Here is a 25,935-nt window from a genome sequence, read left to right on the forward strand (position 1 = left end):
GCACTAAAAGCGAGACCCTGTATAGCTTACTTTGTAATCTGATAAAGACAGCCATTCTTGATTTATTTCAACCCCCCAACCAGGCTTGTGGATCATCTCAAGACACCCATCAATAATTTTATAGTTTGGGTAAAAAATATTATCTTGCCATGGGTAGTAATCAGGGCCTTCTATTGAAAACTCCAAATATTTTCCTGGATTTTTAATAGAGCCCATAATATGGGCCGAAAAAAGTGTCACTAGAGAAAGGTTTGCTGAATGTAGAGTTACAGGAAGATTTGCCTTCTCTGCCATCTTTACAACTTCTAGTGTCCTAGTAACGCCTCCCATGTAGCATATATCAGGCTGGACAATATCAACAACCTTAGTATCAATCATATGACTCCAAACTCTCATATCATTGTCTTGCTCGCCGCCACTGATATCAATATCTAGTGCATTTTTAACTTCCCGAGTCCAATCTGGCTTCCAGTATGGGCAAGGTTCTTCAAAATGACTTACGCCATAATCTTGGAGCATGTGTCCAACTTCAATTGCCTTTTTGGGGCTAAAAGCACTATTTGCATCAACAAGCAAAGCAACATCATCTCCTAGAACTTTTCTCACTTCTTTTATAATTGCCTCAGTTCGCCCAGGCCATTGATCAAAATCATGGCCACACTCTTTTCCAATCCGAAATTTAAATGCGAAATAACCATTTGCCTCCTTAAGCGCAAGAAATCTTTCGGCCTCGGCTTCTGGACTAATCTCTCTCTGCATACTTGAAGCATAAACTGGAATAGATTGTTTTTCACCGCCCAAAAGCTGGCAAACACTCTTGTTCGAACGCTTAGCTTTAATATCCCAAAGAGCAGTATCAATTCCACTTAAAGCTCTATAAAGGTATGTACCAGGAAACTTATGCTCTCTCTCTAAGACCTCTCTATTTATATCTTTAATATTAAATCCACTGAGTCCTAAAATATGAGGAGCAACCTGTCTATGAACTACCTGAGAACTAATATCAGCATTATAGGTAGAGGTTTGACCCCACCCTTCATCGCCCTCATCAGTTCTTATGCGAACTAAACCGACGTATTCATTCGTAAAAGTTTCAATACTAATTATCTTCATAAGGATTCTTTAATAAATTTAATTATTTTCTGCACTTTCTAATATTAAATCTGATGCCTTTTCACCAACCATGATTGTTGCGGCGTTAATATTACCACAAACTATTTGAGGAAATATTGAGGCATCTGCTACTCTCAGATTTTTGATGCCATGAACCCTCAGATTGCTATCAACAACATTTTTCAGTGGATTAGGGCCCATTTGGCAAGTACCACAAGGATGAAAAACAGTCCAAACAGTATCTTTAATATGCTGGATCATTTGCTCATCAGTCTGACATTCCTGCCCAGGACGAAACTCTTCTCCAATAACTTCTCTAAAACTATCAGTTTTAGCCAACTTCCTAAGGACCTTAACCCCCTCTAATAAATCTCTGATGTCATCTTTATGAGAAAGGTAGTTAGGTTCAATGATTGGAGGTTTTAATGGGTTATTACTTTCAATATGAACTCTTCCCCTTGAAAGAGGGCTACAACTTGAAATTCCAAATAACATTGCTGAAAAGGGATCTGGGCTCAGCATTGCCCTTTTTTCAGGAGATTCCAGAGAGTAACTGACGGGCGAAAAATAAAGCTGGATATTGGGCTTCTCAAGACCATCACGTGTCTTAATGAATCCTCCTGATTGATTGACACTTAAACTCAGTGGCCCTCTTCTTGTAATAATATATCTCAGACCTTGATATATCTTTCCTAGAAATGGCCTTAACTGATCATTTAGGGTTGGCACTTTGCTTTTATAAAAATAACTAACACCCAAATGGTCTTGTAGGTTTTCTCCAACAGCTGGACTATCATGAATTAAAGAAACTGCAGCTTTATCTAAAACATCTTTTGGACCAACTCCTGAAAGCTGAAGAAGCTGAGGTGAATTGATTGATCCTGCGCTTAATATAACTTCACATGAAGCCATCACTTGATGAATCTTACCTGATTTAATATACTCAACTCCATAAGCCTTTTTATCTTTAATTAATACTCTTGAAACTAAAGCATTTTTAATAATAGTAAGATTAGTACGACTCTTTATTGGCCACAAGTAAGCTCTTGAGGTAGACATTCGCTGACCCTTATGAGTTGTGATTTGAAAGTTGCCAACTCCTTCCTGATTTTTTCCATTCATATCTCTATTAAGATTAATACCAATCTCTTGAGCTGCAGATAAAAAATTCTTACATAATGGGTGTAACTGGTCAGACACCTCCGAGACATTTAATGGTCCATCACCGCCTCTAAAACTATCAGCACCATTTTGCCAAGATTCCATTTTCTTGAAGTAGGGCAGAACATCATTATATGACCAGCCTGTATTCCCCATCTCAGACCACTGGTCAAAATCTTTATGATTTCCTCTCACATAAACCATTGCATTAATTGAGCTAGATCCACCCAAAACCTTTCCTCTTGGCCAATAACTTGGCTTATTATCAGCTTCTGGACTTGGCTTTGTCATATACATCCAATTAACAGCTTTTTGATGGTAAGTCACCCCATAACCAATTGGCATTTGGATAAAGAATCGACGATCTGAGCCACCGGCCTCTATTAGCAAAACGTTATTAGATGAGTTTTTACTGAGCCTATTTGCAAGGACACAGCCAGCGGAGCCAGCCCCTACAATTATGTAGTCATAATTAGACATAAATTAGAAGTAATAGGACCATTTGATAATCAAAATTTAAAATACCTAACATCGTCATTATATTGAAATCAAATACAAATAACAAAATAATCTATATACTCATATGCATTATTTTGGCAATTCTTTAATGATCATTTCTGACCCATCAATATATTTATTAATTTTAATTTCAGGAGCATTTACTGCAGCATTTGTCCAGGGTGCTAGTGGCTTTGGAAGTGGTCTTGTTCTTAATGCATTTTGGCTTCACATAATGGAACCTGCTATTGCAATTCCATTAAATATAATTACTTGCTTATTGATATCGGGTTGGCCATTATTTAAATTAAGAAAAACTCTTGATTTTTCAAAACTGAGACCATTTGTTATTTCTGGTTTAATTGGTATACCCCTTGGTATGCTTCTTCTAAAAACTACTGACCCAAGATTATTTAAAATATCTATTGGCATTTTTTTAGTTTTCTATGCAATATTAATATTTAAAAATAATAACCTATCCGTTAATGTTAACAACAATAAATTAATTGATCGTTTTATAGGATTGATAAGTGGATTTATGGGTGGCTTTGCAGCGCTTGGAGGAATATTTCCTACAATTTGGGTTAGTCTGCAGAAATTACCAAAAAATACTCAGCGAGGAACTTATGAACCTTTTATTTTTATAACAAGCATTATGGCAGTTATAAGTTTTGCTGTCGCTGGTCTATTTACATTGCAAATATTTTATGACCTTCTTTTGACTATTCCAGCTTTAATTATTGGCTCTTTTCTTGGCATGAAAATCTATCATGTTATTGATGGCGAGGTGTTTCAAAAAACAATTCTAGGATTAATTTTTATAGCAGGAATAGTTTTATTAATTTAATATTTCCAATTAATATGTGATTGTAATCATCGAATATAATTCAACTTGCACTGAAATTTTATATATACTAAAAATCAATCCTTATATTTAATAAGGATTTTGTTTTAAAACCTAAGGAGAAAAAATGAAACTAATAAATAAACTATTAGCTATCTCGGCTATTTCAGTTGCTCTAATGCCAGGAGTTGTTAGTGCTGACTGCGGTAAGGCAAGACTAGCTGATTTTGACTGGAGTAGTGCTAATATTCATACTGCTATTGCTGGCTTCATCTTGGAGCATGGTTATGGGTGTGAAGTTAGTATAACTAAAGGAAGTACAACACCTATTATGGCTGCGCACTATGATGGACAGCTTGATGTAGTTACTGAGCTTTGGTATGACAACATTAAAGATACTTTTGATGGTCATGAAGCAGATGGAACTGTGAGAAACTTAGGAGTAAATACTCCTGACTCTCAGCAAGCATTCTATGTTGATAGAGCAACTGCTGATAAGTACAATCTTACAAATGTTCTAGATATGAATAGGCCAGAAATTGCTGCGTTATTTAGTGATCCTGAGAACCCATCAATGGGAAGAATGACAAGCTGTATTGGTGGCTGGACTTGCTACACAATTAACCTTGTTAAACAAAAAGCTTATGGACTAGATAAATACTATACTAACTTTGATCCAGGTTCAGGTGGTGCGCTTGATGCAGCAATCGCAGGTGCGTTTGCCAAAAAGCAACCAATCTTTACTTACTATTGGGCGCCAACTGGTCTAATGGGTAAGGTTGATCTTGTTAGACTAGCAGAACCTCCATTTAATGCTGAGTGCTGGGCATCTATGCAAGTTGTTGTTGAAGACATCAAAGCCAATGGTGAGGATGCATGGGTACCTACTTGTGGAGTTGAGTACAGAGACATGTCACTAGACAAGTCAGTTCTTAGTTCATGGGCGGATTCACACCCTGCAGAGACTGCATTTTTAGAGGCTTATAGCATACCAACTGCGCAAGTAAATAGACTGCTTGCATTCTATGAAGATGAGTCAGATGGTGATATGGAGCTAACTGCAATGGAGTACTTAGCGAATGATGATTCATGGAAATCTTGGGTACCAGCAGACGTTGCTGCTAAAGTATCTGGAGCTCTATAAGTTAATCTTAATATAAAAAAGAGCTCACTTGTGGGCTCTTTTTTTCATCAAAATCATTATGATAAGAAAAATTCTCACATACTTTACATTCCCAATATTCTTTGTATGGCTTTTAGTCGTAAGTTACAGCTCATCGAAAAGAAAGCCCGATAGTGTTATGGAGCTTTTTACTGATTTAAGTTGGCTCTATGACTGGCCTAAATGGTTAGATATTCCTCTAATGAAATGGATTAATGATGGCTTTAAAGTCTTTAATGAAAAATATGGAATTTACTTCGAAGTAATCAATGATTTTCTTCTTGGTGCAATCCTATCTCTTAAGAAGTTCTTAATCGTTTTACCTTGGCCAGTAGTCATTGCACTCGTTGTTGCAGTTGTCTTCTTTTCTAGTGGCAGAAAAATAGGAACCACCGTTTTTGTTGGGTTCTGTACATTTTTTATAGGCTTCCTGCATCCAAAGTTTTGGGATAAAGCCATAGAAACAACCTCTATTATGATAATTGGAATTATTATTTGTATTATTATTGGTATTCCATTGGGTATTGCAATGTCTCGAAATAATAAAGTTCGAAATGCAATACTGCCAGTTCTTGATTTAATGCAAACAATCCCAAGCTTCTGTTACCTGATTCCAGGAATTATGCTGTTTGGATTGGGTGCTGTTCCAGCAATTATTGCAACCGTTATTTATGCGGTTCCCCCATTAGTCCGATTGACTGATCTTGGAATTACACTAGTTGATACCGAAGTTATTGAAGCAGCTGAAGCATTTGGGGCTAGCCCGAAACAAAAATTACTTGGGGTTCAGTTACCTCTTGCCCTACCGAATATTATGCAAGGAATCAACCAGTGCACAATGATGGCACTAGCTATGGTTGTCATTGCCTCAATGATTGGAACTCGAGGCCTTGGCGATGAAGTTTTACTTGGACTTCAACAGCTAAACGTTGGAAAAGCAACTGAAGCCGGTCTTGCAATTGTTCTATTAGCAATTGTGTTAGATAGAATTACGCAGGCTTATGGTAAAAGAATACAAGATAGAAATAAACCACCAGAATAAACCCCTATTATGTCAAAAATCGAAATTAAAAATATTTATAAAATATTTGGTCCCCAGCCTGACCAGGTTTTATCAATGGTCCAAAATGGAGCAGATAAAGAACAAGTTCTAGAAGAGACTGGACATACTGTTGGCTTAGATAACGTTTCATTATCTATCGAAGAAGGTGAAATTTTTGTTTGCATGGGCCTATCTGGCTCTGGCAAGTCAACTTTGATTAGGCACATTAATAGATTAATTGATCCTACTGCAGGACAAGTTCTTGTAAATGATGTCGACGTATTAAGTTTAGATGAGAAAGAAATTTTAGAGTTTAGAAAAAAAACTATGAGTATGGTTTTTCAGCGCTTTGGATTATTCCCTCACAAGACAATTATTGAAAATGTGGCTTATGGACTTGAAATTCAGGAGGTCCCTGAAGATAAGAGAAAAGAAATTGCCCAAGGTCAAATTGATGCTGTAGGGCTCCAAGGATTTGAAAACCAATACCCAGCTCAACTATCTGGCGGAATGCAGCAAAGAGTTGGACTTGCAAGGGCTCTTGCAACTGACCCACAAATCCTTCTAATGGATGAAGCGTTTAGCGCTTTAGACCCTTTGATTAGAAGTGAAATGCAAACCCAACTAGTTGATCTTCAATCGAAACTTAAAAAAACGATTGTCTTTATTACTCATGACCTCGATGAATCCCTTAAACTCGGTGATCATATAGGAATCCTAAATGGTGGACGCTTGGTTCAAGTTGGTCGCCCAGAAGATATTATCCTTAATCCAGCAGATGATTACGTTAAAGCTTTTGTTAAAGACGTTAATCGCTCAAAAGTTTTAAGAGCGAAGACAGTAATGACAAAAATTGATAAATTTGATACCTCCGGCATTAACCCATCATCAACATACAAGTATGATGAAGATACCTTTATTGAAGAGCTAATCCCTAAGGTTTTGAAAGATAGATCAACTATTGAAGTTATTGATAAAAATGGAAGCACAACTGGATACATCTCATCTGATGAACTCTCTGAAGCCTTAACAAAAACAAAGTAATGTCTCAGGGTAATTTTGCTAGTAAAAATATAATCATTTCAGCCTCAGCTGATGGACTTGGCTGGTGCATGGCTACTGTTTTGATAGATCAAGGCCACACAGTTTACTTATCTGACATTAATCAGCAAAAAATTGATGAAGTTCATAAGCATCCGCTTTTCAATAAAAGAGTATTTATTGATAATGTAGATGTTGGGAATCCAGAGTCAGTTAAGTCATACTTTAAAGCCCTTTCTCAAAAAATTACAAGTATTGATGTCCTCATAAATAATGTTGGTGTTGCTGGCCCTACTGGACCAATGGAAGATTTAACCATTGAGGATTGGAGGCAAACGATTGATATAAATTTAAATAGTCACTTCTACTTCACTAAGTTTGCAATACCGCTTTTAAAGAAGAATAAGGGGGGCTCAATTATCAATCTATCTTCAACAGCTGGACTGTTTGGATTTCCATTAAGAACGCCTTATGCAGCAAGTAAATGGGCCATCATTGGAATTACAAAGTCACTCGCCATGGAGCTCGGTGAATTTGATATTAGAGTAAATGCGATTTGCCCAGGGTCAGTATCAGGCGATAGAATTAATCGTGTTATTGAGGCAAAAGCTAAATCAATAGGCTCTTCTGAAAAAGAAGTAAAGGAAGATTTTGAAGCAATGGTCTCGCTTAAGACTTTTGTTGACAAAGAGGATATAGCAAACATGGCGAGCTTCTTAATATCAAATGAAGCAAGTAAGATTTCTGGTCAAATAATGACAGTTGACGGCAACACTGAGAGAATGGATTAAGCTTTAGCTTTCTCTAGTTTAGTGAAGCCCAGCTATATATTCTGATAGAGCTTCAATTTCAACTGTCGTTAAACCTTTAGCAACATTCACCATCATCTCATTTGCTCTAGAAATATCTGTAGAGCCTGTTTGTTCATTTATGGAATATTGACGAAACGCTTTTAACTGAGACGCTGTATATTCTGCATGCTGAGCACTGATTGCAGGGAAACCTGCAGTTGGAATACCTAAACCTTTAGCTCCATGACAAGCAATACAAGCTGTCGTTTGAGTATCCATTTTCCCACCAACATAAATCTTGCGTCCAAGCTCGAGAGTTTCAGCATCTGCATTCGCGCTGTTTTCACTTATAGTTTGGATTGAATAGTAAGCTGCAATGTCCATCATGTCTTGCTCAGAGAGCATTCCAGCAACACCAGCCATCATTGCATTCTTTCTTTCTCCTGACTTAAAGTGCTGTAATTGTTTAATAAGATAAGCTTCACCTTGTCCAGCTAACTTAGGAAAAGAAGGGATAGTGCTGTTTCCTGCAAGACCATGGCAACCCATACATGTTGTAGTCTTTACCTGACCTGCCTCGGCATCGCCAGCAGCAATAATAGGGCTACTAAAAGAAGCAATTAATATATAAGCTAAAGCAATAATGGTCTTTTTCATTCTTAATCTCCAAAAAATTCAAGGAAATTATACGTGAAAAATAACGGCATCGTAAACTTCAATTAGGACAGTTTTATGGACTAATATTAGTATTTAGAATTTTGAATAGAAAGGTATTCAGCAATCGAGCGTTCAAACCCTTCAGCCATTGGAGCCATTGCATTCATGTATGAATTCTGACGCTCACCTGACTGAAAATATTCTAATTGCTGAACAATCCAATCAGCATCTTTTCCAGCTAAAGAAGGTGCATTTTCATCTGTCGAATGTCCATTCTGGCCATGACAACTTACGCAGCCCAAAGCACTATACATTGCTTCGCCTTCACTATTAGCATTTGAGCTTAGCGAAAAAATAGCTAAAGCAATTGTAACCGATGTTAAAAAAAATCTTTTCATTGAAACTAAGTCCCAACATAATTCATTAACTGAATTATACCCATTTCTAGTTTGTTTAAAACCAGCAGTATTGTTAGCGATTATTTCCCTTTCCAGACTGGAGATCTCTTTTCAGAAAAAGCTTTGGGACCTTCTTTTGCATCTTCAGAATTCAACATCTTCTGATAAGCCTCAATTTCTCCAGATCGCATAACTTTATAAGCACCTTCCAAATCCATTTGATCTGTTTTTCTTACAACAGATTTTATGGCTGCTAGAGAAAGTGGTGCAGACTCAGCAATTTGATGTGCCCACTCTATTGCTGAATTTTCTAATTCTTTTAACGGGCAGCTTCGATTAACTAGGCCAAAGTGTTTTGCTTCATCTACTGCCATTCTTCGACCTGTCATGAGCATGTCCATTGCTACCGTAGATGGCAATCGTTGCGGCAATCTTAAGACGCCTCCACTATCAGGAATAATGCCTAGAGTAGCTTCAGGAACAAAAAACTCTGCACTATCTGCTGCAATTATAAGGTCAGCTGCTAAAGCTAACTCAAAGCCTCCTCCAACTGCTAGTCCATTAACTGCGGCAATGACAGGTTTATCAAGATCCCACAGCTCTGTTAACCCAGCAAAACCACCCGGCCCAAAATCTGCATCAATTGCCTCTCCCTCAGATGCGGCTTTTAAATCCCAGCCACCACAAAAAAAACGATCACCTGCGCCTGTAATAACAGCTACTCGTAATTTATTATTATCTCTAAAACTAATAAATGCATCACCTAATGCATGACTTGTTTTAGCATCAATTGCATTAGCTTTTGGTCGGTCCAAAGTAATCAACATTACGTCATCATAAATTTTGCAATTAACACTATTGTTCATAAAGTTCCCAATTAAAAGCCTAATTAGCCTAAGTTTAACTTAATAAGTGTATCGACAGCAATTACTCCACTCCCTCTCCTCAATACTAATAATGGATTAATATCCAATTCATCAATATCATTTTCACTGACTAGTTTGACAGTAGCCATTACGCAATCAATAATCATCTCAACGTCTCCTTGTGGATTACCTCTATAACCGTTAATTAAAGGAAAAACTTTTAATTTTGATAAGGCTAGAGAAACATCCTCTCTATTAACTGGAAATAGAAGTGGAATACTTTCTTTGAAAAGCTCCACCAAAATTCCACCACTTCCAATAATAATATATTTTCCAAAAATTGGATCAAGGCCAACACCAACAATCAATTCAGCAACTGAATCTTGCACCATTTTTTCAATAAGAAGGGATGAACCAATCTTAAATAAATCCTGGCAAGCCTTCTCTAGTGCTAAAGGATCATTTATATTTAGCATAACAGCACCTAGCTCTGTTTTATGTGCCAATTCAACGTCTGAAACCTTAAGTGTTATAGGGTAATGTATTTTATCAGCGGCCATTAAAGCCTCAGAGGTGCTAGTAATAATTTTTCCATCTGGCACAGGAATTCCATATTTTTTCAACAATTTCTTGCCTTCAAATTCTGTTAGAGTTGAAATTTTAGAAGAGTGAGATAATGAGCGTAATATCTCTATCGATTGCAATGAGCTCTTCTGAAAAGCGAGTCCAATTCTATAAGAGTGATTAAGAGCCTTTAAGCAAATATCCAGCCCTATCATAGGCGCGATACCATATTTTTGGCATTCCTTAATAATTCTTTTAGGCATACAATCTGCAATTGAAGCTAATACTATAGTCTTCTCACGTGTCCCAGAAATCGCATCAGAGAGAGCCAATAAAGTTAAGTCCCAATCTTTTTGTTCTGATTCTTGCGTTCTTGGCCAGTCCAACAACAACATTGTTGCAGCAAAATTGCCACTAATCATCTGCTTAAAGCATTCTGAAGTTCTTTTTCGGTCACCCCAAATAAAGGTATGGTAATCAAGTGGATTATCAACCTCGACAAAATCATTAAGTGCTAGTTTAACTCTATCTTTATGACGATCGTCAAGGCTAGGAAAGTTGATATCCAGTCCATCAATCAAATCGGCCATCATTCCTGCCTCTCCACCAGAGCAGCTCATAGATGCAACACCGTTATGGTTAATGGTTCCTAAAATACTTAGCAATTTTAAAGTTTCTAGGAACTCTGGAACATTATCCACTCTAGCAATCCCTAGTCGCTCAAAAAATACATTAAAAAGTTGGTCCAAGCCTGTCATTGAGCTGGTGTGACTCAGTGCAATCTTTGCAGAAACATCAGTGCGTCCTGACTTAATTGCAACAATTGGAATTTTTTTATCAAGGGCTCTTCGAGCAGCAACATCAAACGATTTGATATCAGAAATTCCTTCGATATGAAGGCCTATTGCACTGACTCTATTGTCATCGAGCATCGCATGAATAATATCTGCAATATTAGTATTTGTTTGATTGCCAAGAGTAAACATGTAGGCAATTGATAGCCCGATTGATTGCATTGTAATGTTTAGACCTATATTGCCACTCTGTGTAATAATTGCAACCCCACTCGAAACTGGCTCACAACCATGAACATCAGGCCACAAAGCAACTCCATCAAGACTATTGATAAAGCCATAACAGTTCGGTCCAATTAATGGCATGCCATCAGCAGCCTCTACCAGCCTCTGATTTCGTTTTATTCCTTTTTCTCCAAGCTCTCCAAAACCAGAAGCGTACAAAACTGCTCCACCACCTCCAATCGACTTTAAATCAGCAACGATATCTATAGCAGACTCTGCATTAACTGCTATAAACGTAGCATCTGGAGCCTCAGGAAGATCTTTAATATCTTTGTAACACTTAATTCCCTCAAGAAAATCTAGAGTTGGATGGATTGCCCAAATTTTCTGGTTATAGCCTAATTTTTTACTTTCTCTAATCGCAAAATTTGCACCACGATTTCCAATCACAGCTATTGATTTTGGTGATATTAGCCGACTCAAATTGGTTCTACTCATAAAGGACTACTCAAATGGTCTTAGTAGTGACCTTGAGATGATGTGTCTTTGAATTTCACTCGTACCATCCCAAATTCGCTCAACTCGATGGTCTCGCCATATTCTTTCTAACGGGAGCTCTTCCATCAGACCCATACCTCCAAGTATTTGTATGGCTTCATCAGAAATCATTGCAAGAGTCTCTGTAGCTTTCAGTTTTGCCATTGCAGCATCACTATTAGTGATTTCTCCTTGCGTATCCTTCCATGCAGCTTTTAAAGTTAATAGTTCTGCAGCATGAAGCTCCATTGACATATCAGCAAGCTTAAAAGAAACTCCTTGAAATTTACCAATCTTTTGACCAAATTGTTCACGTGTTGCAGCCCATTCTGTTGCAATTTGCAGTGCTCTTTCAGCTCTGCCAAGACACATTGCTGCAACTGATAATCGCGTAGCGCCAAGCCACTCATTTGCAACATCGAATCCATGGTCTACCTCACCTAATACTTGAGATTCATGGACACGGCAATTATCAAAATTAAGAATAAAGTTATGATAACCCCTATGAGAAACACTTTTGTATCCAGGCTCTACAGAAAAGCCTGGGGAACCCATATCCACCAAAAAGCTAGTTATTTTTTTCCTCTCCCCTCTGGAAGTCTTCTCAGTTCCAGAAGCTGCAAATAAGATAACGTAGTCGGCCACATCCGCATGACTAATAAAATGCTTTGAGCCATTAATTACAAAAAACTCTCCATCTCTCTCTGCCTTGCACTGCATGGATCGAACATCTGACCCTGCGTTAGGCTCTGTCATTGCAAGACATTCAACCTTATCTCCTCGAATCGTTGGAATTAAATAATCTTCAATTTGCGCTCCTTGGCAGGCCAGCAATATATTACTGGGTCTTGCTACAATATACTGAAGGCCAAAATTTGCCTTACCTAACTCCTTTTCTAAAAGGCATAAAGTCAAAGTATCAAGACCACCGCCCCCATGTATTTCTGGCATATTACTAGCATAAAGGCCTTGATCGATTGCCTTTTTTTTGATATTTTCAGCTAGGGATTTGTTAATTTTATTACTTTGTTCAACCTCATCTTCGTGAGGATAAAGCTCTTGCTCCACGAAACTTTTAACTGAATCGATAATCATTTCTTGCTCATTAGAAAGGCCAAAATCCATCTCTACTCCTACAATTTAATTAACTTACTTTATTTTTTAATCGCCATAATGCGGCCTTTTTGCCTTGGTATAGGCAATTTTTGATGATAACCCCAAATCTTTAAAAGTATATCTTCAACAGCTGGCTCAATCTGAGATGCCTTCCCTTTATTCATATCTACGTGAACAAGCATTTGCTCAGTTGTAGCTAATAAGTCACCACTTTTAGCATGGAACATTTGATGAAAAATATGAAGTTTTTTTGCATCTAAACCAAGTAATTGAGTAGTAAACTTAAGAGGCTCTCCCTTTGAAACTTCCAAATAAAAGTTTATATGCGTTTCAACAGTATAGAAAGACTTGCCTGCTAAGCGATAGTCATTATCAACCCCAATGTATTGAAATAAAGCATCTGAAGCATCACCAAAAGCATACAAATAGAATGACTCGCTCATATGGCCATTGTAGTCAATCCAATCTGGATGAACTTCCGTTTGATATAACTCTAAAGGAGTATTAAGTTTGTCCTCTAGAGAAAAGTATTGGTACTTTCTTTTAAGATATATTTCATTATCCATATGATGTCAGAATACCTAATAGAATTAGAATGTAATGAGATGTCAATTAATAAAGATTATATAATGACAATGTCTGCACCGAACTACTTGAATTATGCATAATTTCTACCGCAAAGCAAAGTTTCTTTTATCCTGTCCATCCATTAAAGGTTGTCCAGAAGATGCTGGATATGAAGTTATTTTTGCAGGTCGCTCTAATGCAGGTAAATCTAGTGCAATTAATACACTCACAGAACAAAAAAAATTAGCAAAAGTTAGCAGGACTCCTGGTAGAACTCAGCATTTAGTATTCTTTGAGCTTGATAAAGATCGAAGGCTTGTTGATTTACCTGGTTATGGATATGCCAAGGTTCCAGATGCTGTAAAACAAAATTGGCATAGAAATATGAGTGAATATTTTGACAATAGAAAGTGCATGCGAGCTGCAATACTTGTAATGGACTGTCGTCATCCATTAAAGCCCTTTGATCAAATGATGCTTGAGTGGTCTATCACTAATAAAGTCCCTACAAATATTTTACTAACAAAATCTGACAAACTTAAAAAGGGAGCTGCAAGCTCAGCTAAACTTGCTGTCATGAAAGCAACCAAAGATTACCCATCAATAAGTGTTCAGCTTTTCTCATCTCTGAAAAAAGAAGGGGTACCTGAACTTTGTAGTTATCTTAATAAAATATTTGAAGTGAGTAATGAGGGTTAACCTAGACCTCTCTTTAATTAAAGCTAACGATACAATTATTGTCGCGAACAATCGTCAAGTCTTAGCAATCAAGAAATCAATATCTAAACTTAATGGCACATCAAAAATGCCAAAAGTATCTTCCTATAAATCATGGCTTGAAGGCAACTGGAATCAAAATAATCCATCAAGAAGTTTGCGCCTGCTTACTCAATTTGAAGTAAGATTTTTATTAAAAGAAATTAGTAAAGAAGATGTTACAAGCAATCCTGAAGCATTTATTGATGAGCTAATTAAGTGCTACACAATTTGCAAAACTTATTTTATTGATATCACTGAGTTATCAAGCTATGGTGCAATTCCTCCTAAGCTCTTTATAGGCTGGATAAGTAAATATGATAAGTTTAAAACGGCTAATAAGTGTATCGATCATACAGATCTTTTTCGTGCTTCACTAAAATCTCTAAAAACTCAAAATAAAGAAGGGAAATATTATTCTTACGGCTTCAATGAGCCAACGCCTGAGCAAAAAAAACTTTTTGAAATATTAAAATGTAGGCCTATGTTGCATCAAGGTCAAAATAACAATATTCCTGCCTTCTCTTTCAATAACCAAGATAATGAATTAAAGACAATAGCAAAATGGGCAAAAGAGATTAGTATAAATAATCCAGATAAAAAAATTGGAATTGTTATCCCAAATTTAAATAAATTACAGCATATTGTTAAAGCTATTTTTGATCTTGAATTTACTTCGACCCTAATCGAAACTCATCAAAAACCATACAATATTTCTCTTGGAATACCGCTTGGACACTACCCACTCATTCAACATCTTTTCTCTATTTTACAAATTTCAACTCAATTTATCAAGGGTCATATTAACCACGAATTATTGATCAAAGTTGTTACCTCGCCCTATATTAAAGGCGCTAAGAGTGAGCGAGATAGTCGCGCGTTATTGGTCTCTAAAGTTTTAAAAATTGGCGCCACAGAGAGCAGTGTTAATAAAATCATTTCTCTTTTAGATAAATGCCCATTACTTAAAGAGATTTTTATAGAAATAAATACAATTAAAACCTCAAAAACTATATCTCTTGAAGATTCCCTTGATTCTGTCAACTTATTACTTTCTTGTTGGGGCTTTACTTCAGATAGAGTCTTATCAAGTAGTGAATATCAGATATTTGAAAAGTATCAAACTGAAAGTTTAATTCTAAATAAACTATCAATTTATTATAAAAAAACAAACTTAGTGAACGCTTTAGATATCTTAAGTGCCCATATAAGTGCTGTTATTTTTCAACCAAAGAGTGGTTTATCAAATATTCATATAATGGGCTCTCTTGAGGCTGAGGGTTTATTCTTCGATCATGCATGGGTATCCAGCATGACAAGCAACTTCCTTCCAGGGCGAATAAAAATGCCATTATTCATTCCATCAAAGACTTCAATTGAGCATAAACTTCCAAATTCAAGCTTTGAATTAGTTACTAAAGAAAGCAAAAAAACATTAGAAAACTTAAATAATTTAAGTTTTGATACTACATATAGTTACCCAAAGAACTCAAGTAATCGTGAAGAGCTTCCTACTCCATATTTAGACTTTGATGAATTTCCTTTCGAAGGTTTATCTGAAGATTTACCTAGAGATTTAGAATATATTGAAGATTTTAAAGCATCTAAAATTATTGAACCTTCCATAAAAAAAGGTGTTAAAACACTTCAAGATCAGATGAGTTGCGGGTTTAAAGGATTTACAAACCGTCTTAGTATTGATAACTTTGAAGAGCCACATATTGGTATAAGCCGACTTGAACAGGGCAATTTAATCCATAAGATCTTAGAAACTTTCTTCAATGAGATTAAAACCAGCACAAAATTATTGCAACTTTCTGATAATGAGCTTACTTTATTAATAGAGAAACATACTGTGTCTGCAATTTTAAAAATACCCAATTCAAATTTTAAGGTCAATGAAAAAAATAGGCTTTTAGCAATTATTAATGAATATCTTGATCTTGAGAAGCAGCGAGATTACTTTGAAGTGCTAGAGACTGAATCAGCATCTGAAGTTAATATTGAGGGCTTGAAGTTTTCAACACGTATTGATCGCATGGATAAAATGGCCTCTGGCACAAAACTCATCATTGATTATAAAACTGGAAAAAATATTAAAGCAAGCCATCTCACTGGAAATCCTTTAAAGGAGGCTCAGCTTCCTATTTACGCAATAACGAATTCAGTTGATGGAATCTCATTTGCAACTATTAACTCTAATAATTGTGAATTTAAGGCAATAACAAAGAATAAATTTGAACTTCCAATAAGTAAACAGGCGAGTAATAAAATGCCAGATTGGGACAGTCAATTGACTGAATGGAAATCAAGCTTAATCTCAGCTAGCCAAAATTTTCAGTCAGGTGTTGCTAGCGTCTTGCCTGCAAAAAATGCTTGCGACTACTGTAATTATGACCTACTCTGTAGAATCGATAAATCTAGTAATAATCGATAGTCTTTCTTGAGCTATCTCTTGTGCAATATTGATATTAGCAAGTTTCGAAATCTGAATTGATTTAAGAAGCTCAAGTAATTTAATTATTGGCTTTGTATTTATATCTAAGTAATCAAAAGCTGTCAGAATTATTTGAAACCTTTTATGACGCCTTAAACTATCATTCTTTAAGTAAAAATTTAAGACCTCTTGAGGATTAAATGACAAGAAATTCATTGCAAAATGACTCCATTCTGCAACGAGTTCAGAAATTTGTTGGATATCTTTTGGACATTTAAGATGCTCACAAAGCGCCTCAATATTTTGAGAGTTTTGCTTATAAAGCCAAAGAGCAAAGGAGACTTCAGGTTGCTTGATTGATTGATTGAGTAGCTTAAAATCACTATTATTACTAAGCTCTAGCATTGGAAATAACCTTTCATATGCATCAGATTCAATCAAAACTTCAAAAAATACAGACGGAGACTCTGTCTGCATTGAAAGAGCAATTTCTTTAAAAACGCGCTCTGATGTTAGAGCGTCGACTTCACCAGAGACAACCATTTTTTTTATTAGCTGTAGCGTCTTATCGTCAATAGTAAAACCAAGATTAGAGAAGCGAGATGCAAAACGGGCAGTGCGTAATATGCGCACAGGATCTTCTGAAAAAGCATCAGATACATGACGAAGCGTTTTCTTTTTGATATCTTCTATTCCGCCATAAGGATCAACGTAACTTCCATTGCCATCTATTTTTTGAGCAATTGCGTTAACTGTTAGATCCCTCCTTGAAAGGTCTTGCTCAAGTGTTACAGTCCTAGAAGTGTCAAATTCAAAGCCAGTATAGCCTGCGCCGACTTTACGCTCAATTCTTGCGAGTGCGTACTCATCATGAGTCTCTGGATGAAGGAATACTGGAAACTCTTTTCCAACCTGACGATAGCCAAGTGACAAAAGCTCCTCAGGGGATGAACCAACAACAACATAATCCTTTTCTGTTGTTTCGGATGCTATCCCTAAAATCTGATCTCGAATAGCGCCGCCTACTAAATATATTTCCATAATTATTAACTGCAGATTTTAAAGATGACTGTAAATTTATCTTATAATACACGAATGGATAATAAGAAGAATATATCACCCGAAGCGTATCATATTACTCAAGAATGTGGCACTGAGCCTCCATTCTCTGGTGAGTATTATAATCATAATGAGACAGGTCACTATCATTGTATATGCTGTGACGCAGTGTTATTTGAATCGAGCACTAAATTTGACTCGGGAAGTGGATGGCCAAGTTTTTATGAACTTGCAAACAGTAGCTGTGTTCGTCAACTAGAAGATGATTCTTTGGGCTATGTTAGAGTCGAAGTTAGATGTGCGTCTTGTGACGCCCACTTGGGGCATGTTTTCCCTGACGGCCCTCAGCCCACTGGAAAGCGATACTGCATTAACTCTGTTGCTTTAAATTTTACTGATGATCAGTGATGGTTTAGTAATAAGTCTAGCTAGTAACCATTTAATAAAATAGAACCATAACCGCCAAAAAACCTAGAAAAATCGAAAACCCTTTTTTAAGTTTTTTACTATCAACAGCATGGGTTACCTTTGCTCCTAATGGCGCAAAAAAAATACTCGTAGCGACAATAGCGACAAGCGCTTCAAAATTGATAAATCCAATCCCACCAGTTGGAAGGGCTTGACTTGAGCCTGTAATCATAAAACCAATACTGCCAGCAATTGCAATTGGCATCCCAACAGATGCAGAGGTTGCAATAGCATTTTTAATATTTACATTGTTATAAACCAAAAATGGTGTTGTCATAGTTCCACCACCAATTCCAACCATAGCAGAAATTAGACCAATAAAATACCCAGTTATTGACCAAGCCCATCTAGATAAATTATCAGCATGGCTTGATGCAGTAACTCCAAACCATAGAATCAAAGCAACACTAATCTCAAAGAATGCAAAAAATAGCCTTAGAAAATCAAAGCTCATATATTTTACTAATAGGGCGCCAGTAAAAGACCCAAGTAGAATCGTAGGGGCTAACTTTTTAAAATTATCCCAAAGTATTGCTCCGTGCCTTTGATGCGCATAGAGACTAGAAATAGAAGTAAAAACAATAGCCGCCAAAGCAGTTCCAATTGAAGTATGCATTAAGATTGACTGGTCCACGGATGGTGCCAAAAGATATAGCAAAGCTGGAACAATTATTAGCCCCCCACCAACCCCCAATAGACCAGCTAAAAATCCAGAAAATGCGCCTAAAAGCAGCAGAAGGGCAACAAGTTCACTCATAACAAGAGGCTATTAAAGTGCTATTTACCTTCATATGTCAACTCAATTTGACCAGATATGCTCTGCAAAATGCTTTCGACACATGGACTGGTAACGATCATTGCCACCAATAACTACTTGATCGCCATCATTAATAATATTACCTTTTTCGTCTGTGCGAACCACCATCGTTGCTTTACTTCCACAATGGCAAATAGTTTTTAGCTCTATTAGATTGTCTGCCCAAGCCAAAAGATGCTGACTACCTGGGAAGAGTTCACCCCTAAAGTCAGTCCTAATACCATAACAAAGAACAGGTATATCAAGATCATCTACAGCAATAGCGAGCTGCTTAACTTGGTCTCGACTTAGAAATTGACTTTCATCAATAAGCACACAGTTGATGCCTTGCTTTTTATTTTCCTCAGAAAGTATCTTAAACAAATCATCTTCCTTATGAAAAAGATAGGCCTCTGCCTCAAGGCCAATTCTTGACGTTACTTTACCAACACTATATCGATTGTCTATTGCTGCTGACATTATATAAGGCCGCATACCTCTCTCTTTATAGTTATATGCAGACTGAAGAAGTGAGGTTGACTTTCCGGCGTTCATTGCAGAATAATAAAAGTAAAGCTTAGCCAAAATACAAACCTTAAATTAGAAATAATATAATATTATAACCTTTGATAACCCTTCAAAATGTTGCATCATTGAAGCTCTTTATGTTGATAAAACTCCTGAAGAACTTCTGGATTTTCTAGGGCAGTCTTGTTGTCAATAGGAAGATTATTAATTGCTTTTTGAACCGCTAATTCAACAATTTTGCCACTCTTTGTTCTAGGAATATCAGAGACCTGAATGATCACATCTGGAACATGCCTTGGTGAGGTATTGCTTCTAATTTGGTGAACTATTTTATTCTTAATCTCATCATTCAGTTGCTGGCCCTCTCTTAACTTTACAAACAAGATGATTCGTGAGTCATCATCAAGTGCTTGCTCAACAACGACAGATTCTAACACTTCAGTTAGTATTTCAACTTGTCGATATATTTCAGCTGTGCCAATCCGTACTCCGTCTCGGTTCAGGGTCGCATCTGATCTCCCATAAAAAATCATTCCACCCGATTCCATGAGCTTTACATAATCCCCATGGTGCCAAACATTGGAGTAGCGTTCAAAATATGAACTTTTGTATTTATCCATATTCTTATCGTTCCAAAACATTATTGGTTTTGAAGGAAAAGTACTAGTGCAAACCAGCTCACCTTTTTCTCCAGTAACAGATTCGCCTAGCTCATTCCAAACTTCAACAGAAAGACCAAGGCCTCGAGTTTGTAGCTCACCTCGATATACTGGAAGTATTGAAGAGCCCAATACAAAACATGAAACAATATCAGTCCCACCAGAAATAGAGGACAAACATATTTCATCTTTTACGTATTGGTAGACATAATCAAAACAATCAGGACTTAATACTGATCCTGTAGAAAGCAACATTCTTAGTGATTCTAAATTGTGAGATGCACGTGGATTGAGATTTATTTTCCTGCAAGTATCCAAAAATTTTGCAGATATACCCATAACATTAATTCTTTCTTGCTCTGCATAGTCAAACAAAACACCAGCATTATGTTTTAATATTGGAGAGCCATCATAGAGCATTATTGTTGCCCCAGAAGCTAAAGAACTAACGAGCCAGTTCCACATCATCCAGCCACACGTAGAAAAATAAAAGACCCTTTCACCTTCTTGTATGTTGCAGTGAAGAGTATGCTCTTTTTTATGTTGAATTAGAGTCCCACCAACTCCATGAACAATGCACTTTGGAACGCCAGTAGTTCCAGATGAAAATAAAATATAGAGTGGGTCATTAAAAGCAACAGATTCAAAAATTAATTCAGGAGTTACCTTCTGATCAGCAATTTTATCAAATGCAAAAATAGAATTATTTTCATTTAAAGAAGCTTGATCATCAATATAACGAACCAACAAAGTGTTTTCAATAGATGGCAACTTTAAAATTATTTCTGCATTCTTTTCAAGGCAATTAAAAACCTTTCCGTTATAAAGATATGCGTCCACACAAATAAATACTTTAGGCTTAACTTGACCAAATCGATCTAGGACTCCTTGAACACCAAAATCAGGAGAGCAGGATGTCCAGATTGCACCAATACTAGATGTTGCCAACATCGAGACCACCGCTTCGGACATATTAGGAAGCAAGCCAGCAACGCGGTCACCTTTTACAATGCCACTTTTCTTAAGCCAATGAGAGAGTCTTGAAACCTGATTGTATAATTCAGAGTGTGATAAAGAGCTTTTATATTTATCCTCACCCCAAAAAACAATAGCAAGTGATTGATCCCTTTTAGATAATAGATTTTTTGCAAAATTTAATTTAGAATCTGAAAACCATTCTGATCCTAAAAAATCATCGCCATTTTTTAAAACCTCTTTAGAGTCATTCTCCGCAATGATTTTAGAATATGTCCAAAATAACTCCCAAAAAGACTCGGGGCATTTGCATGACCATTTATATAAGTCATGAAAATTTTCTAGACTTATATTAAACTTAACATTAGCTTCTTGAATAAACTCCCAGGCTTGGGAATCCTCAATTTCACTTAGAGTTGGCTTCCACAGTATCTCATTCATTAAGACCCAGTCTTTAACTCTCTTCTAAGAACTTTACCAACATTTGTTTTAGGAATTTCCTTAATAAACTCAATATGCTTAGGTACTTTATAAGCAGTTAATTTTTCACGACAAAAACTAATGACCTCCTCTTCTGATAACGTTTGCCCTTCATGGAGAACTATAAATACTTTCACAAGCTCTTGAGAGCCTTCACCCTCAATTCCAACGCAGCCACACTCAAGAACTGCAGGGTGCTCATTTACAACAGCCTCTACCTCATTTGGAAATACATTAAAACCAGAAACAATAATCATATCTTTTTTACGATCAACGATAAAAATATTACCTGTTTCATCTATTCGAGCAATGTCACCTGTCATGAACCAATTATTTTCGTCAAGACCTGAAACATCAGAATTCCAATATCCACTCATAACCTGTGGTCCGCGTACGCAGAGCTCTCCAACCTCGTTAGTTTCAGTTAAAACATTATTATCCTCATCTCGAATTTCAATTTCAGTGAAAGCAGCAGGAAGTCCTACAGAGCCAGTAAATTCAGTTTGCTTATAATCATTAACACTCACCAAAGGAGAAGTCTCTGTTAGTCCGTATGCTTGCCAAATGACAGATTTAGTAGTTTCATGCCACCTTTTGGCAGTGGTATCTAAAGCAGCCATTCCTCCACTTAATGACATAAGCAAGTTACTAAAATCTAACTCCTTAAAGCCATCATAATTTAATAGAGCTTCATAAAGAGTATTGACACCAGAAATCATATGAAACTTATGTTTTTTCATTAATGAAACAAAAGTCTTAAGATCTCTTGGATTAGTAATTAAAACAGTTTTTCCACCAATATGAAACAGCATGAAGTTGTGAACGGTTAATGCAAATATATGATAAAGAGGTAACGGACAGATGGCAATTCTCTGTTCATTTCTTGATTCATCATACATTTTTGGATCAATAGTAAAAAACGCTTGAATAATATTTGCAAGGATATTTCGATGGGATAATACTGCGCCCTTTGAAACTCCTGTTGTGCCTCCAGTGTATTGAAGGAATGCAGTATTATCAATAGAGATATCAACTTTAACCGGATTTTTCCCTGAGTTGTCACTTAGTACTTTATTAAACATAATAGCGCCATCAATATTAAATTTAGGCACTAATTTTTTAACTTTTCTAGTTACAAAATTAATAATTTTCCCTTTAAATCCAAGAAGGTCACCAACGGTTGTAATCATTACTTTTTCTACTTTCGCAAGATTAGACTTTTCTACTACATTAGCGACGCCCTCCCAGACTACTAATACTTTAGCTTCACTATCTTTAAGGACATGCTCTAATTCTCTTTGAGTATAGAGAGGGTTAACATTAACAACAACGATTCCAGCCTTCAAAGCTCCATATACAATGATTGGATAGGCAAGCATATTTGGCATCATCACAGCTATCCTATCTCCTGCCTGAAAATTATTAGTCAGCCATGAGGCAAAAGCATTTACTTTTTCTGAAAGATCTTCATATGAAATTTCAACACCAAAGCTTTCAAAAGCCATTTTTCCATTATGCTCTTGACAGCAGTTATCAAAAAACTCTACTAAGTTACCATGCTCTTTAAAAAACTCTGTTTCTTCAAGTTTGTTAGGTATGACTTTTTCCATGCTTTTCTCCTTATTCTAGTAATTAACTTTTCTCTATCTTGTTTATTAATATTTCTTTGTACTGATTATAAACCTCTCCATCTTTCTTAAATGCAAAACAAGAGTTTGTAAATTTCTTTTCTATCGATTTGGCTTCCTCTAAAGAAATAGTATTGGCTTCACCACCAGTTTTCTCTTTCCAAAGTGTTTGATAAGCAATTGTTCCTGCATAAGCCAATAAATCAGTAATATGCCTGCATCCTTTTTCACCGCCCATTGCCTTGATAACTTTCCTATTAAAGCCTGAAATTAAATATTCACCTTTTAAATTTTGGCAATTTTGTACAGCCTGTGGACAGATGTTGTATGGAGATGCATTAATTACTGCCTCTATATCGATAATTTTCCTGTCATCATCTAGAGTTAATCTAACAGCCATATCATGAAGTGGCTCTCCAGCACTTATATAGCCTCTATGCATATTTTCAAATGAATAGGTTTTACTATCAACTAGGAAAACCTCAACATCCCAAAGCCCATCATCTCTTTTATAGCCCTTGCCTTCGATGACTCTATTATGTTTTAAATCTCGCTTTGCTGGCCTAGATAGCATTTATTTATTATCCTTTTAAAATTCGACTTTTCGATTTAGCATGTTGCTTTTCTAATTCTAACACTAAATCCTCAACACTTGGCACGTTGGAGATAGAACCTACTCCCTGCCCTGCTGAAAAAATATCACGCCACCTTTTAGCAGTAACCTTACTGATATCAAAATCTACTTTAAGTTTTTGCTTTATTAGGGGCATTATCATTTTCTTTAAATCACCCAGTGTTTGCTTAATTCCTCCTTCTTTAGGTGAAATCCCAGCATTTTTTAGTGATTGCTCGAGCCAGTTGCCATTAACACCAGTAATTTTATTAGACTTAATAATATCGCTTGCTGAGGCATTAAGTATCATCTCTTTATACTCCTCAGTGGCATCACTTTCTTTTGTAGCAATAAAGCGAGTTCCCATATAAGCCATATCAGCACCCATAGCCTGGACTGCCAAGATTGAATCGCCTGAGCTGATACTTCCACCGACGATGATCGTGCCGTCAAAGATCTCTCTCACCTCAGCCACAAAAGCAAATGGTGACAATTCACCGGTATGCCCGCCTGCGCCATTACAAACCAATATTAAACCGTCAACTCCAGCATCGATTGCTTTTTTTGAGTGGTATAAATTAATGACATCTGAAAAAACTAACCCGCCATATTTGTGGACTTTTTCAACAACCTCTTTGGGGTTACCCAGTGAAGTAATTACAATTGGTGGCTGATGCTTAAGAATTAAATCTAGGTCATCATTGCTCCGAGCATACATTTTACTAACAATAAGATTAACCGCCCAAGGAAGTGCTTCTTTGCCTGAACCTAAAGCTTGAGTTATTTCAGAAAAAGTTTGATCCAGTGCTTCTAATGTTCGACAATTAGCTGACGGAAATGACCCAACAATTCCTGCCTTTGATGATGCAATAACAAGTCTTGCATTGGATACAATGAACATTGGTGACTGAATGATTGGCAGTCTTAGCTTATTGATAAAATTTTGTGTTTTCATCTAATTTCTTATATTTTTAAGTATGCCTGCAGCGCCCATACCAGTTCCAATACACATTGTGACCATACCATAATCAATATTTTCTCTTTGCATAGCTGATACTAGGGTAGCAATCCTTATAGCACCCGTAGCCCCTAAGGGATGACCTAGAGCAATTGCGCCACCGAGTGGGTTGACTTTTTTAGGATCAAGGCCCAACTCTTGAATTACAGCTAATGATTGCGCAGCAAAAGCCTCATTGAGCTCAATCCAGCCAATATCATCAAGGTTTAAGCCTGTTGATTTTAAAACTTTAGGAATTGCTTTGACTGGCCCAATTCCCATAATTTCTGCAGGAACACCTGCAACTGAAAAGCCGATGAACTCAGCTTTTGGTGTTAGATTGTATTTCTCAACAGCCTCTTCGCTAGCAACAAGAACTGCAGCAGCAGCATCAGACATTTGCGAGCTATTTCCTGCAGTAACTGAACCATCCTGAGCAAATACAGTTCTTAATTTAGCCAAAACTTCAAGACTTGTATCTTCTCTTGGGCCTTCATCCATAGATACAACATTAGAACGAGTTGTGTATTCATTGGAAGTAGTTGAGTATCCATTTTCAACAGTTGTTATTGGTGATATTTCATTTGAAAATGAACCATTACTATTTGCAAGAATAGCTTTTTGGTGACTTTCAAATGCAAATTCATCTTGAGCTTCTCTTGATATTTTATATTTCTGTACTACTTTTTCTGCTGTTAATCCCATTCCATAGGCTATAGAAATATTTTCATCTGATAAAATTTTAGGATTCATAGAAGGTTTGAAGCCAGTCATAGGAACGCTGCTCATACTCTCCACACCAGCTGCTATAACTAAGTCAGCTGAGCCCAATTTTATTAAATCAGCGGCATTGGATACCGACTGAAGTCCTGATGAGCAGAACCTATTTAAAGTGTACGCAGGCGTTGAATCTGGCAGGCCGGCAAGTAATGTTGCAATGCGAGCAATGTTTAGGCCTTGTGGGCCCTCTGGCATAGCGCAGCCAACAATAATGTCATCAATATTTTTATTAATTTCTTCACTAGCATCCGATGCATTTAATACACTTTGTATTGCATGAATTAATAAATCATCTGCTCTAGTTTTAGACAATAAACCCCTTACTTTTCCAACTGGAGTCCTTTTTGCATCAATAATATAAGCTTTTCTCATAATGTTCTCCA

The 25,935-nt window shown here is 36.6% G+C and carries 24 protein-coding genes; 8 read left to right on the forward strand and 16 right to left on the reverse strand.

What is annotated here, in order from left to right; genetic code table 11:
- Positions 1-3: 3 nt before the first annotated feature.
- Both ABXT51_RS07375 and ABXT51_RS07380 read right to left on the reverse strand, forming a co-directional pair.
- Positions 4-1,113: a mandelate racemase/muconate lactonizing enzyme family protein gene (locus ABXT51_RS07375; protein ID WP_416694964.1), complete on the reverse strand. Its 1,110-nt coding sequence runs from the start codon at positions 1,111-1,113 to the stop codon at positions 4-6.
- Between the two features lie 18 nt (positions 1,114-1,131).
- Entirely contained in the window at positions 1,132-2,754 is a 1,623-nt protein-coding gene (locus tag ABXT51_RS07380) for a GMC family oxidoreductase (protein ID WP_416694966.1), read from the reverse strand.
- A gap of 127 nt (positions 2,755-2,881) precedes the next feature.
- On the opposite strand from ABXT51_RS07380, the gene ABXT51_RS07385 reads away from it, so the two are divergent.
- The 5 genes from ABXT51_RS07385 to ABXT51_RS07405 all read left to right on the forward strand — a co-directional run bounded on the left by ABXT51_RS07385 (position 2,882) and on the right by ABXT51_RS07405 (position 7,652).
- Positions 2,882-3,619, forward strand: a complete 738-nt coding sequence (locus ABXT51_RS07385) for a sulfite exporter TauE/SafE family protein (protein WP_416694969.1) — start codon at positions 2,882-2,884, stop codon at positions 3,617-3,619.
- A gap of 124 nt (positions 3,620-3,743) precedes the next feature.
- Entirely contained in the window at positions 3,744-4,760 is a 1,017-nt protein-coding gene (locus ABXT51_RS07390) for a glycine betaine ABC transporter substrate-binding protein (protein ID WP_416694971.1), read from the forward strand.
- Positions 4,761-4,917: 157 nt separating this feature from the next.
- Complete coding sequence (locus ABXT51_RS07395) at positions 4,918-5,820, forward strand: ABC transporter permease (protein WP_416679580.1); 903 nt, start codon at positions 4,918-4,920, stop codon at positions 5,818-5,820.
- A gap of 9 nt (positions 5,821-5,829) precedes the next feature.
- The gene (locus ABXT51_RS07400; RefSeq protein ID WP_416694973.1) at positions 5,830-6,864 is read left to right on the forward strand and encodes a quaternary amine ABC transporter ATP-binding protein; all 1,035 of its coding nucleotides are present in this window, start codon (positions 5,830-5,832) and stop codon (positions 6,862-6,864) included.
- Positions 6,864-7,652 (forward strand): SDR family oxidoreductase, encoded by a 789-nt coding sequence (locus ABXT51_RS07405; RefSeq protein WP_416694976.1) that lies wholly within the window; start codon positions 6,864-6,866, stop codon positions 7,650-7,652. The genes ABXT51_RS07400 and ABXT51_RS07405 overlap by 1 nt, the downstream gene beginning before the upstream one ends.
- An 18-nt stretch (positions 7,653-7,670) precedes the next feature.
- Here the strand turns inward: ABXT51_RS07405 and ABXT51_RS07410 are convergent, their stop codons facing one another.
- The 6 genes from ABXT51_RS07410 to ABXT51_RS07435 form a co-directional block, all read right to left on the reverse strand.
- Positions 7,671-8,309 (reverse strand): c-type cytochrome, encoded by a 639-nt coding sequence (locus tag ABXT51_RS07410; RefSeq protein ID WP_416694979.1) that lies wholly within the window; start codon positions 8,307-8,309, stop codon positions 7,671-7,673.
- A gap of 86 nt (positions 8,310-8,395) precedes the next feature.
- The gene (locus ABXT51_RS07415) at positions 8,396-8,707 is read right to left on the reverse strand and encodes a c-type cytochrome (RefSeq protein WP_416651568.1); all 312 of its coding nucleotides are present in this window, start codon (positions 8,705-8,707) and stop codon (positions 8,396-8,398) included.
- A gap of 80 nt (positions 8,708-8,787) precedes the next feature.
- On the reverse strand, positions 8,788-9,573 hold the full coding sequence (locus tag ABXT51_RS07420) for an enoyl-CoA hydratase-related protein (RefSeq protein ID WP_416694982.1): 786 nt from the start codon (positions 9,571-9,573) through the stop codon (positions 8,788-8,790).
- A 23-nt stretch (positions 9,574-9,596) separates the two neighbouring features.
- Complete coding sequence (locus ABXT51_RS07425; protein WP_416694985.1) at positions 9,597-11,654, reverse strand: acetate--CoA ligase family protein; 2,058 nt, start codon at positions 11,652-11,654, stop codon at positions 9,597-9,599.
- 6 nt (positions 11,655-11,660) lie between these two features.
- Positions 11,661-12,818, reverse strand: coding sequence for an acyl-CoA dehydrogenase family protein (locus ABXT51_RS07430; protein ID WP_416694987.1), 1,158 nt, complete (start codon positions 12,816-12,818; stop codon positions 11,661-11,663).
- 29 nt (positions 12,819-12,847) lie between these two features.
- Positions 12,848-13,375 carry a thioesterase family protein gene (locus ABXT51_RS07435; RefSeq protein WP_416694990.1) on the reverse strand — a complete coding sequence of 176 codons (528 nt, stop codon included), beginning with the start codon at positions 13,373-13,375 and terminating at the stop codon, positions 12,848-12,850.
- A 94-nt stretch (positions 13,376-13,469) separates the two neighbouring features.
- On the opposite strand from ABXT51_RS07435, the gene yihA reads away from it, so the two are divergent.
- Together yihA and ABXT51_RS07445 are read left to right on the forward strand one after the other, a co-directional pair.
- Positions 13,470-14,075 carry a ribosome biogenesis GTP-binding protein YihA/YsxC gene (yihA, locus tag ABXT51_RS07440; protein ID WP_416694993.1) on the forward strand — a complete coding sequence of 202 codons (606 nt, stop codon included), beginning with the start codon at positions 13,470-13,472 and terminating at the stop codon, positions 14,073-14,075.
- A complete protein-coding gene (locus ABXT51_RS07445; protein WP_416694996.1) occupies positions 14,065-16,569 on the forward strand; it encodes a PD-(D/E)XK nuclease family protein in 2,505 nt (834 codons plus the stop codon). Before yihA ends, ABXT51_RS07445 begins: the two co-directional genes overlap by 11 nt.
- Here the strand turns inward: ABXT51_RS07445 and ABXT51_RS07450 are convergent.
- Positions 16,531-17,610 carry a polynucleotide adenylyltransferase gene (locus ABXT51_RS07450; RefSeq protein ID WP_416694999.1) on the reverse strand — a complete coding sequence of 360 codons (1,080 nt, stop codon included), beginning with the start codon at positions 17,608-17,610 and terminating at the stop codon, positions 16,531-16,533. The two genes, ABXT51_RS07445 and ABXT51_RS07450, sit on opposite strands and share 39 nt — an antisense overlap.
- A gap of 54 nt (positions 17,611-17,664) precedes the next feature.
- Here ABXT51_RS07450 and msrB point away from each other — a divergent pair, with 54 nt between their 5' ends.
- Complete coding sequence (gene msrB / locus ABXT51_RS07455) at positions 17,665-18,036, forward strand: peptide-methionine (R)-S-oxide reductase MsrB (protein ID WP_416695002.1); 372 nt, start codon at positions 17,665-17,667, stop codon at positions 18,034-18,036.
- Between the two features lie 31 nt (positions 18,037-18,067).
- Here msrB and ABXT51_RS07460 read toward each other — a convergent pair whose 3' ends face one another.
- The 7 genes from ABXT51_RS07460 to ABXT51_RS07490 form a co-directional block, all read right to left on the reverse strand.
- The gene (locus tag ABXT51_RS07460) at positions 18,068-18,853 is read right to left on the reverse strand and encodes a sulfite exporter TauE/SafE family protein (RefSeq protein WP_416695005.1); all 786 of its coding nucleotides are present in this window, start codon (positions 18,851-18,853) and stop codon (positions 18,068-18,070) included.
- A 42-nt stretch (positions 18,854-18,895) separates the two neighbouring features.
- Entirely contained in the window at positions 18,896-19,477 is a 582-nt protein-coding gene (locus ABXT51_RS07465) for a thymidine kinase (RefSeq protein ID WP_416677705.1), read from the reverse strand.
- 65 nt (positions 19,478-19,542) lie between these two features.
- Positions 19,543-21,495: an acetoacetate--CoA ligase gene (locus tag ABXT51_RS07470; RefSeq protein ID WP_416695008.1), complete on the reverse strand. Its 1,953-nt coding sequence runs from the start codon at positions 21,493-21,495 to the stop codon at positions 19,543-19,545.
- The gene (locus tag ABXT51_RS07475) at positions 21,495-23,144 is read right to left on the reverse strand and encodes an AMP-binding protein (RefSeq protein ID WP_416695012.1); all 1,650 of its coding nucleotides are present in this window, start codon (positions 23,142-23,144) and stop codon (positions 21,495-21,497) included. Before ABXT51_RS07475 ends, ABXT51_RS07470 begins: the two co-directional genes overlap by 1 nt.
- Before the next feature lie 22 nt (positions 23,145-23,166).
- Entirely contained in the window at positions 23,167-23,736 is a 570-nt protein-coding gene (locus ABXT51_RS07480; protein WP_416677709.1) for a DUF2889 domain-containing protein, read from the reverse strand.
- A 7-nt stretch (positions 23,737-23,743) separates the two neighbouring features.
- Positions 23,744-24,730, reverse strand: coding sequence for an NAD(P)H-dependent flavin oxidoreductase (locus ABXT51_RS07485; RefSeq protein ID WP_416695015.1), 987 nt, complete (start codon positions 24,728-24,730; stop codon positions 23,744-23,746).
- Complete coding sequence (locus ABXT51_RS07490; RefSeq protein WP_416695018.1) at positions 24,731-25,924, reverse strand: acetyl-CoA C-acyltransferase; 1,194 nt, start codon at positions 25,922-25,924, stop codon at positions 24,731-24,733.
- Positions 25,925-25,935: the final 11 nt, after the last annotated feature.

It is taken from the genome of Candidatus Pseudothioglobus sp. Uisw_050_01 (assembly GCF_048085775.1).
Taxonomy (GTDB): Bacteria; Pseudomonadota; Gammaproteobacteria; order PS1; family Pseudothioglobaceae; genus Pseudothioglobus.